Source organism: Saccharopolyspora sp. NPDC045941 (genome assembly GCF_056431445.1).
In genome coordinates this window covers 1-10,313 of record NZ_JBWKKU010000072.1, presented here as the reverse complement: position 1 = coordinate 10,313, position 10,313 = coordinate 1, and the positions used below count along the sequence as shown (strand labels likewise).

The following is a 10,313-nucleotide window of genomic DNA, read 5'->3' as shown; positions in this document are numbered from 1 at the left end:
GGACAAAACAACCCCCCCCCCCCCCCCCCCCACCCCCCTCCCCCCCCCCCCCCCCCCCCCCCCCCCCCCCCGCCCCCCCCCCCCCCCCCCACGGTGCCGAGGCCGGCTGGGGTGTCATGGCGGCCGGGAACGCTCAAGCCGCCTGTTCCCCGATCCGGCCGCGGTCAGCCGATGGGGGTTGAAGTGCAGGCGTTGCCGTTCTTGCCGCCGTATTTGGTAAAGGAGCCGTTGGCGTTCTTCCCCCAGAAGGTCACGCAGAGCAGCGAGCCGCGCGGGAAGCTCGCGTTGACCTGGAAGGTGTGGTCCTGTTCCCGGCTGGTGGGACCGGTCACCTTGTAAGTGCCCGGTCCGAAGAGCTCGAAGAATCCGCTCTCTGCTGTCACATTCGTATTCCGCCAAGCCACGATCTGCGTGACGCTGTTGCCGGTGCCGTAGGTGGTGTTGCACAGCGTTTGCCCCATGGCGCAGGTGCCTTCCCGCGCAGTGACGCCGCTCGTGCTCGCCGCGGCCGGCGCGGCCAGCACCAACGCGGTGGCGGCGGCGACAACGACTCCGCCTCGCGCTGCTCGTCCGGTGAATCTCATGAGCATTCCCCTTCGCATACTGCCGGTGTCCGGCCGTTCCGGACCCGCCATTCACACACGCCCGGCGTGGCGACACCGTTGGCCACCAACACGCACATCACCCAACGGAGTAACACGACCTGCGCCACAGCCGGCCGACACACGCCGGTGAGGACGGCGCCACTGAAGCCGATCTGATGAACCTGTCCGGCCACGAAGACCGGCGCCCGCTGCAGCGCTACCTCAAGCGCAGCAAGTTAGCGATCAACCAACTGGTCGACCGGGGTTCGATGCAGACGTCGACGGTCGTCCCGAGAGCCGCGGCCGCGGGCAGAGGTCGCGGGTGGGGTCACTTCAAGACGCCGAACCGGATCCGGTTCGGCTGGCCGCGGCCCTGACTACTGCTGATCAGCCGATATAGGGCTCAGCGCGCTGCTGCAATCCGTGCTCGATGCGGAGCCGGTTGGCCGGGGATGGCGTACTGGCCGTTGTCGGTTCGGCAGATCATCAGAACCCGACCCGCGTCGTCCTGGTATCACTCGTCCACGATGGGAACGGGCAGCGGCCTGCGCGGCACCGGCTCGGACACGACGATCGAGGTGGTCGTCTGCCCGAACATGAGAAAACGGTCGAGCACGTCCTCGAGCTGACCGATCGACGGCCCGTGCACTTTGAGCAGGAAGCAGTCCTCGCCGGTGATCCGGAAGCACTCGACCACCTGCGGCGTGTCCCGTGCCGCTGCCACGATCTTGGGGAGTTGGCCGGGTCCGGGCCGGATGCGCACCAGCGCGGTCACCGGCATGCCGAGGGCGGCCGGGTCGACCTCCATCCGGAAGCCGGTGATCACGCCGGTCCGTTCCAGGCGCTGCACCCGCTCGGTGACCGCCGGCGCCGACATGCCGACGCGGCGGGCGAGTTCGGACATGGTCAGCCGCGGATCACTGTGCAACTCGTTGAGCAGCCGCACGTTCACCTCGTCCAGCAGCCGCGATCGCCCAGTGAAGGAATTTGGATCATTTGGCCTTGATTTTCCAGACAACTCACGTCATCTTCCTGGATAGTGCCATTCCGATTGCGGGTATTACTTTGGAAGATACACCGCATGACGACACCGTCCGGGATCGCTCCGCGGCGAACGGCGCCGTGGGTACCGGCACCGGCCTACTTCGGCATCAGCGCGATCTTCCACTACCTCGGGCCGGCCTTCGCCGTGTTGCTGTTCGCCCGCGTGGACGTGCTCGGCGTGGTCTGGCTGCGGATCGCCAGCGCCGCGGTGGTGTTCGCGGTGTGGCGCAGGCCGTGGCGGCTGGTCCGGCGCCTCAAGCCGGAGCAGCGGTGGGTGCTGCTCGGGCTCGGTGTGGTGCTCGCGGCCATGAACGCGACGTTCTACCTGGCCATCGCGCGGCTGCCGCTGGCAACCGTCGGGGCGATCGAGTTCCTCGGCACGATCGTGCTCGCCGCGATCGGTGTGCGGAACGGCCGCAACGTGATCGCCCTCGTGCTCGCCGTGGGTGGGGTGGTCGCGTTGACCGACATCCAGCTCGCCGGTGAGCCCTTCGGGTTCGTCTTCGCATTCGTCAACTGCGCACTGTTCATGCTCTACGTGGTCCTCGGCCACCGGATCGCCAACACCGGCACCGGGCTCTCCGGGATCGATCAACTCGGCGCCGCGATGCTGATCGCCGCAGTGGTCGCGACACCGTTCTGCATCGGCGCCGCAGCCCCGGCCTTCACCAGCCCGGCGGCGCTGCTGGCCGGAGCAAGCGTGGGCATCTGCTCGTCGGTCATCCCCTACGTGACCGACCAACTTGCCATGGCCCGGTTACGCCGGGACACCTTCGCGCTGATGCTGAGCATCCTGCCCGCGGTCGCGACGGTGATCGGGATCGTGGTGCTCACCCAGGTCCCCACCATCCAGGAGTTGACCGGCATCGCGCTGATCGCCGGGGGTGTCTCGGTCCACCAAGAACCTCGGGAAAGCAAGGAGAACTGATGGAATACATCCAGTTGGGCACATCCGGCCTCACCGTGTCCCGGATCTGCCTCGGCATGATGAGCTACGGCAGTCCCGATTCGTGGGCGTGGATGCTCGGCGAGGACGCCGCGGAGCCGATCGTCCGGCAGGCCATCGAGTCGGGAGTGACGTTCTTCGACACCGCGGACATGTACTCCGACGGGGTCAGCGAGCTGATCACCGGGCGGTTGCTCGCCAAGCTGTTCCCCCGCCGCGACGACTACGTGCTGGCCACCAAGGTCTACTTCCCGATGGGGTCCGGCCCGAACGACAAGGGCTTGTCCCGCAAGCACATCATGGCCGCCATCGACGCCTCGCTCGACCGGCTGGGCGTCGATCACGTCGACCTGTACCAGATCCACCGCTGGGACCACGAGACTCCGATCGAGGAGACCATGAACGCGCTCAACGACGTGGTCTCCGCCGGAAAGGCCAGATACATCGGCGCGTCGAGCATGTTCGCCTGGCAGTTCGCCAAGGCGCAGCACGTCGCCGAGACACACGGCTGGACGAGGTTCGTCTCGATGCAGAACCACTACAACCTCGTCTACCGCAAGGAGGAACGGGAGATGATCCCGCTCTGCCTCGACCAGGGTGTCGGCATCATCCCGTGGAGCCCACTGGCACGCGGACTGCTGACCGGCTCCCGCGAACGCGGCGGCGGACAGACCACCGTGCGATCGGGCTCCGACCCCATCGCGGACGCCATGTACGCCGACGCCGACTTCGACGTGGTCGACGCGGTGCGCACGGTCGCCGCCGAGCGCGACCTGCCGCCGGCGCAGATCGCGCTGGCCTGGCTACTCGGCCGCCCCGGGGTAACCGCGCCGATCATCGGAGCGACCAGAACAGAACACCTGGAGGACTCGGTCGCCGCAGTGCGGATACGACTGAGCGAGGACGAAGTGGCCACGCTGCAGGCACCGTACCGACCGCACGCCGTGCTCGGCCACCACTGAGCCGGCGCAGATCCCATCCGGGTACCGCCTTTTACATCGACATGACAGGACTTGGTGTCGACAAGGTCGAGATGTGGATGTTGTTCGACCGGCTGGTGAGGCAGGAACCGCCACCACCGCAACAGATCCATCCCGCACGAGCGCGATGTGGCTACCGGACTCCCGGCCGCGCAACCGATACGGCCTGGTCCAGGTCGTCGGCCAACAAGTGCGATGTGGCTGGTACCGATCGACAGAACGAGAGCCTGCGCGCGAAGACGTCCTTTGACCGGCGATGGACGCTCCAGCGTGATGGCTCACCAGTTCCGAATTGCCGAGATCCCGGAAGCAGTGCGCGAACTCGGCATGGAGTTCAGCAAAGTCGAAGAACCATATCCAGTCCGGGTCATTGGCCGGATTACTCATCCCCAGCAAGAGCGGAGGACATTGCCCGGCTGGTCGGCCGCAGCGGCACGAGGGTGACCGAGCTGATCTATCGGAAGCAGATCCGGCCGGTGATCGAGGAAGGGGCAACCGCGACGGACAGCATCTTCCAGAACCCGAACTCGAAGCGTCAGACACGCGGTTAGGCAGGCAGTACGAAACCAGGGCCGATGCGGATTCGCATCGGCCCTGGTCATCGGGGTGGAGCTGACGGGATTCGAACCCGTGACCCCTTGACTGCCAGGCAACTGACAGGGTTGATCAACCAGGGCTTGCACCGGTTCCGACGAAGCGCTTGATGCGCTTTGTCTGGCCCGTTAGGTCGATGACATGGACTCGGGGGACTTTCCGTGCTGTGCCGGAGTTCCAGCGGATCCAGACTGAGGTCGCCCCGACGGCGTGGGCGAATTGCAGCTTCTCCATGCTGCGGGGACGGTGTGCGGAATCGGTGAACCTGTGCGGGTCACTGACCATGATCCGCGGCATAACATCGACGATGCCCAGGCTTGAGCGTTGTTCACGGTTGGGGCGAAGTGCGGCCAACCTTTTTGTGCCCGCCGGGTCCCGAGCTCAAAACCACGGGGTTACGCCTTGCTGTCCTCGGTGATCGCTCGATCGTGTCGGGAAGGAGCGCGCTAGCGTCGTCATGCGCGGGGGGACGCGGCCGGGAAGCGCTGCGTGACGAGAGCAGAGCCGGGAGCGGTCCCGGCTCTGCTCCGTCGACAGACCATTGGATCCGTCACGGCACCCCGCAAGTCCTTACGGCTCACCGCTTTCACCAGGTTCGTGGCCCTCGAGTCCGGATAGGCAGTGCACGCAGGGCATCCCGACCGGAGGTTGCGAAACCTCGGCTTGGTGCGCCGGAATGGTCAGGCCGCAGAATGTCAGCCAGGACGCGGGTTCCTCGCCATCGTCGGACGGGGGCACCGCGAGGTGCGCCTGACGTCGTGATTCTCTGACGAGACCGAAGGCCAAGCGCACTGCGACGGTGCCGCTGATGAAGGCCGCCCCGCTGATTTCCTGCGCTGCCTGCAGGCACGCGTCGCAGGTCGGCCACTGCCAGCTCACCTCGTCTCGCTGCGCCGCAGTCACTGTTTGCCCGCACAACGTCGTGATCGTCTCACCGGCTTGGTGCTGCTGCATGGGATGCAGCAGCCCGCGGATCGCGTGCCGTTGGAATTCCGCGGGATGCCAGCGGTAATGAGATCGGATCATTTCCCCCACCTCCGCCAACGCGACGTGCGCCTGCGGGGCGGCGTGACGATGCCCAAGGGGAACTTCACCCGTTCGAAGCAGAGGCATAACGTACACGAACGACACACCCATACCTCCGAAATCCGCCTGCGGGCAAATGCAACGGGCTCCTACGGGGTCACCGTCCAGGGGACATGGCACACCACGTCGCCGCCCGTGTGACCGCGGGGCTGTTGGCAGTGATCGGCACGGCCGTCGGAGTAGCCCTGGCGGCTCTGGGCGAATTCGGTCCTGCCCTGCTGGGGTTTCTGGCCGGCTGCGGGGGCGTGGCCCACGAACTCATCCTGCGCAGGGAACACCGGAGCTGTCGCCCGACCGCGACCTGGCCCGCTACATTACGCCGCATACGACGGCTGCACCGACTGCACGCAACCAGAACACACCGCAGATCAAGAACCCGTGACAAGGGTGCGGCGTGACCCGACGCGGGTGGTCTTCCCATGCGGCCCCTTGAAGTCCCTCCAACAGGCCAGGCAGATCAGCACACAGGCCGAGAAGGTGTTGACGGCATCCGAGCAGTCGCCGCTGCACGCCTACATCGTGCTTTCGCTGCTGATCGGAGCACGCACAGAAGAACTGCGAGCACTGACCTGGGATGACGTCGACCTCCACGGCAACCCCAAAACCGAACCACCTGTGCCACGGTCGATCTCGGTTCTTCGCTCCGTCCGGGAGAGCGGCGACACCAAGACCGTGAAATCCCGCCGTGCCCTCGCCATGCCCCTCCGATGCACCGTCGCCCTGCGGCTTCACCGACTCCGACAACGTGAGATCCGCAAGGCCGCCGGCACCCAGCGGCAGGACAACAACCTGGTCTTCCCCACCAACGTGGGCACCGAGCAGGACGCCCACAACGTCCGCCGAGCCTTCCGCAAAGTCATCAAAGCCGCAGGCCTCAACCCCAACGACTGGACTCCACGAGAACTACGCCACAGCTACGTCTCCCTCATGTCCGACTCCGGCGTCCCCATCGAAGCCATCTCCCGCCTAGTCGGCCACAGCGGCAGCCGAGTAACCGAACTCGTCTACCGCCACCAACTCCGCCCCATCCTCATCGACGACAACGGCACAATGGACCAACTCTTTCCCAGAAACCGCCGCGAGGCATAGTGTCCAGCAGCCGGGCGGGCCGACGTTCACTCGAACCTCGGCCCGTCTGCCTTTCTTTCCTCGCCCCGTTGTCCAACCAAAAAACGCTCAAGGCTCTTCTGAGCGAGCGTGTTGTCTGTGCGAGCCGCGCGGCGGTAGCTGGCTTCGGCCTCGTCCAGGCGGCCCTGCCGCTCCAGAAATTCCGCGAGCTTCCGCTGCCCACTAGTGCCGCCCGTAATGGCACTGCGGCGATAGACAGCCTCAGCCTCTTCCAGCCTGCCCTGCTGCTCCAGAAGCTGCCCTAGGCGGACTGGAGCACCGCCGAGCAAAAACCCGAAAGCAAATCCCAGGGACCTGTACTCGATATTGATGGCACGGCGGTAGATGGCCTCAACCTCGTTAATCCGACCTAGCCGCTCCAGAAGCTCCGCGAGCCTGCTCAGCGCACTCGTGTCGCCGGTGTTGGCGCTACGGCGATAGACGGTCTCAGCCTCGTCAAACCGCTCCTGCTCTTCCAAGAAGCGCCCAAGACGCCACACTGACAAGGCGTCGCCTGCATTGACAGCGCGCCGGTAGACAGCCTCGGCCTCGTCAAGCCGCCCCTGCCGCTCAAGAAGTTTCGCGAGCCTCCCCGACATTTCGGTGTCGCCCCTGTTAGTACCGCGACAGTAGACGGTCTCAGCCTCGTCAAGCCGCCCCTGCTCTTCCAGAACGGTTCCAAGCTTCCGCTGGGCCCAGGAATCGTCTGAATTCGCAGTGCGCCGGTAGACAGCCTCAGCCTCGTCAAGCCGCCCCTGCTTCCCCAGGAAGGTCGCGAATGCATCCGCGGCAAACGTGCTACGGCCCTCGGCAGCGCACCGGTAGACAGCCTCAGCCTCGTCCTGCCGCCCCTGCCGCTCAAGAAACGACCCGAGTTTCGTCAACTCGATCGCCTTGCCCGCGCCGTCTGGGTGGGCAGCGCGCCGGTAAGCAGCCTCAGCCTCGTCCAGCCGGTCCTGCCGCTCCAGGAACTTCGCGAATGCATCGTTGTAGATCGTGCTACTGCTCTCCGCAGCGCGCCGGTAAGCAGCCTCAGCCTCACCGAGCCGACCTTGCTTTTCCAGAAACTCTCCGAGTTCCTTCAGCACGATCGCCTTGCCCGCGCCATCTGTGCGAGCGGCTCGGCGGTACACGTCTTCGATCTCCTGGGCTCGATCCTGCCATTGGAGAAAACGCTCAATGTCACGAAGAGCAGTAACGTCACCTGCAGCGACAGCATCCTGGTAGAGATCTTCTACTTCGTCTAGTCGATCTTGCTGTAAGAGCAAGTTGCAGAGATATTCGAAGCCAGCTCGCCTATCGAGGATGTTCGTGTTGGCGGCGCGACGGTAAGCAGTCTCAGCCTCACCGAGTCGGTCCTGCTGCACTAGGAGATTCCCGAGGCGATTGAGCGCCTCGCTGGTAGCGTGGCTGTTCGTGTCCGCAGCGCGACGGTAAGCAGTCTCAGCCTCACCGAGTCGGTCCTGCTGCACTAGAAGGTTCCCGAGGCGATTGAGTGCCTCGCCGTTATCGAGACTGTTCGTGTCCGCAGCACGGCGGTAAACAGCCTCAGCCTCGTCCAATTTTCCGTATTCCAGCAGAAAGGCGGCAAGGGCTAGAAACGTCCCCCTTCTTTCTGTCTTGGCGGCAAGCCGGTAGACGACCTCGACTTCCTCAATCCTGTCTTGCTGGGCAAGCAGCTTTCTAAATGCGCCTAGCGCCAACTCGTCGCCTTTGACAGCTGCACCTCGGTATGCGGTCTCGGCTTCCTCCAATTGCCCCTGGGCGGCGAGCAGATCCCCAAGACCCCTGAGCGACGTCATGTCGCCCACACGAGCACTTCGGCGGTAGACAGTCTCCGCCTCATTGCGCTCTCCCCTGCCTTTGAGCAGGGTCCCCAGACCTCCCAAAGCCACAGTGTCTCCCTGCTCAACAGCTTGCCGGTACCACGACTCAGCTTCATTCTCCTTACCTCGCACATTCAGTACGTAAGCAAGTCCGCGCATTCCGGGCGCGTAACCCAAATCGGCGCTCTTACAAAATGCTTCTTCTGCTATATCGAGCGGCGCCGCATCGATTGCCGCGGATCCAATGCTGAAGCTATCAGCAGGTCCAGCAAGCGACAGAACTGCTCGCCACGTAGCTGCAGGCGGCCGTGCCCGAGCAAGGGGACTTTGCTTGGATTGGCAATGCTCTAGCAAGTAGTCCGCAGCCAGGTACTTGTTACCCATGCGTTTCTGGATACAAGAACTTGCTCCCAATACTTTTATACAAGCCCACCGAAATCCGTCACTGGCCGCTGGCAAGTCGGCTCGGTTCTGCCAGCCAGAAGTGAGGTAATTTCTGCTGAGCTCGTAGAGCTGCGCCTCAGGGACCGGCTGATGGTAGCCCGCCCTTCGGCAGTCGACCGCGGCGCTGATAATCGCTTGCCCAACCTGGAACAGATCACCCTCACCAATGGACCATCGCGCCAACATTGCCGGCCCAGCGGCGAGATACTCCCCAAAACCCTCAGGAGCTTTCAACGCCGAAATAATTCGGTGATCCGCACGGCGAGCGGCTGACGCTCTCTCGATTTCGCTGAGTTGTCTGCTGAGATGGAAACGCCGACTACCCCGAATCTGTTCGACCAACTCGACCCCGTTCGGCGCAATGCCCGTCTCATCACTAAAATCAACTGTCGAGGCAAGGTCGTAGCGGGCGAGAATTCCATCTCGCATGGTCGCTACTACTGCAGCCTCATTTTCGTTGTTGCACAGTTGCTGGAGAACTACGGTGTCTAGTCCATCAGCTGTGAGAAAGTTCTCGAAATCATCGAGCCAGATAACCGTGTCTTGTATCGACATTTCAGATCCGGCTAGGTCGCGTAACGCGGCTCCATTACTCGGAACTAGAAGGGCACTGCCCGGTCGCACTCGACGAATCGCCTCGGCAGCAGCCCTACTCTTTCCGGATGCGGCTGGCCCGTGAAGCAAGACCATACCGCCTGCGGCTATGGCCGAGTCCAGGTCATTGTCTAGGTCCCGGTTTACGAAAGGGGGCAGATCAGCCTCAGAATCGGTGTCAATTGCAGGCGTGACCCCCAGCGCCAGCATGTCTACGTCCGAGACTTTGGGTAGGCGGCCATCAATAAGGTGCAGCGCACGGCCCGGCAGCAATCGATCTACGGTGTTGCTTCCGCGGTGTCCTTCAGTTTCGGCGCTGGCAATGCTCTTGCGTCCCTGCACCCAGCGCCAAACGGCCCCAGCGCAGGCGGCCAGCGGGACGCTGATGGTGACCAGCCAGCTCAGGGCTTCCAGGGTCTTGCGGACAGGCCCGTTATCCGCAGCGAGCCAGTCTGGAGGGCTTAGCAGGAAGCCAGCACCGGTCACCGCAAGGACGCAGGCAAACAAGATCAGTACTCGAAGCCGCCAGCCGCGCATGGGAACGATCATCTCGCATGTGCCAGCTGAACGGGCGAACTGTGGAGATACCGAAACGGATTTCCGAGCGTCAGCCTCGGGGCCGTAGTTACTCAGATAGTTACTCAGCAATTGACCAGGGCCGGTGCTTGGTTGCATCGGCCCTGGTCATCGGGGTGGAGCTGACGGGATTCGAACCCGTGACCCCTTGACTGCCAGTTCTCATTGGGTTCCGCAGCCTGGGTAAACGGCCCCGATCGGCGTTCGCATAGGTTGCGCCGACCTGCACGTTTCGCACCCGTCGCCAGGTTCGCGGTCCCCCGGTGGTCCCCACGCGGGCCGTGTTGTCAGGGCTGTAACAGTGGGGGTGGTCTGGTAGTTCGGGCTATCCGGCGGGGTGGGCAAGGTGCACCATCAGCACGATCTCGTGCACGATCCACAACACCAAGCCCGCGCCAACGACAACACGGAAAGCTGTCACTGTGTCGCTCTCTAAGCCTCAATCCACCGGTGGTGATGGGTAACGGTTCGGCGCTGAGAAGACGAGATGCCCTTCTGAGCTGGGATGATTGATCTTGCTGAAGGAATCATT

Annotated in this window: 8 protein-coding genes; 4 read left to right on the top strand and 4 right to left on the bottom strand. The window is 63.9% G+C overall.

Annotated features, from left to right (window positions below; translation table 11 throughout):
- Window positions 1–164: 164 nt before the first annotated feature.
- On the bottom strand, window positions 165–584 hold the full coding sequence (locus AC07FN_RS38165; RefSeq protein ID WP_478400029.1) for a hypothetical protein: 420 nt from the start codon (window positions 582–584) through the stop codon (window positions 165–167).
- Window positions 585–760: 176 nt separating this feature from the next.
- Between AC07FN_RS38165 and AC07FN_RS38160 the strand changes: the two genes are divergently transcribed.
- On the top strand, window positions 761–961 hold the full coding sequence (locus tag AC07FN_RS38160; protein ID WP_478400028.1) for a hypothetical protein: 201 nt from the start codon (window positions 761–763) through the stop codon (window positions 959–961).
- Between the two features lie 137 nt (window positions 962–1,098).
- Here AC07FN_RS38160 and AC07FN_RS38155 read toward each other — a convergent pair whose 3' ends face one another.
- Window positions 1,099–1,602 carry an Lrp/AsnC family transcriptional regulator gene (locus AC07FN_RS38155; RefSeq protein WP_478400027.1) on the bottom strand — a complete coding sequence of 168 codons (504 nt, stop codon included), beginning with the start codon at window positions 1,600–1,602 and terminating at the stop codon, window positions 1,099–1,101.
- A gap of 63 nt (window positions 1,603–1,665) precedes the next feature.
- Between AC07FN_RS38155 and AC07FN_RS38150 the strand changes: the two genes are divergently transcribed.
- Together AC07FN_RS38150 and AC07FN_RS38145 are read left to right on the top strand one after the other, a co-directional pair.
- Entirely contained in the window at window positions 1,666–2,556 is an 891-nt protein-coding gene (locus AC07FN_RS38150) for an EamA family transporter (protein WP_478400026.1), read from the top strand.
- The gene (locus tag AC07FN_RS38145) at window positions 2,556–3,536 is read left to right on the top strand and encodes an aldo/keto reductase (protein ID WP_478400025.1); all 981 of its coding nucleotides are present in this window, start codon (window positions 2,556–2,558) and stop codon (window positions 3,534–3,536) included. The genes AC07FN_RS38150 and AC07FN_RS38145 overlap by 1 nt, the downstream gene beginning before the upstream one ends.
- 1,182 nt (window positions 3,537–4,718) lie before the next feature.
- Here the strand turns inward: AC07FN_RS38145 and AC07FN_RS38140 are convergent.
- Window positions 4,719–5,279 (bottom strand): HC3 family zinc finger protein, encoded by a 561-nt coding sequence (locus AC07FN_RS38140; RefSeq protein WP_478400024.1) that lies wholly within the window; start codon window positions 5,277–5,279, stop codon window positions 4,719–4,721.
- Between the two features lie 333 nt (window positions 5,280–5,612).
- Here AC07FN_RS38140 and AC07FN_RS38135 point away from each other — a divergent pair, with 333 nt between their 5' ends.
- The gene (locus AC07FN_RS38135) at window positions 5,613–6,323 is read left to right on the top strand and encodes a site-specific integrase (RefSeq protein WP_478400023.1); all 711 of its coding nucleotides are present in this window, start codon (window positions 5,613–5,615) and stop codon (window positions 6,321–6,323) included.
- A gap of 26 nt (window positions 6,324–6,349) precedes the next feature.
- Here the strand turns inward: AC07FN_RS38135 and AC07FN_RS38130 are convergent, their stop codons facing one another.
- Entirely contained in the window at window positions 6,350–9,742 is a 3,393-nt protein-coding gene (locus AC07FN_RS38130; protein WP_478400022.1) for a tetratricopeptide repeat protein, read from the bottom strand.
- Between the last annotated feature and the right edge of the window lie 571 nt (window positions 9,743–10,313).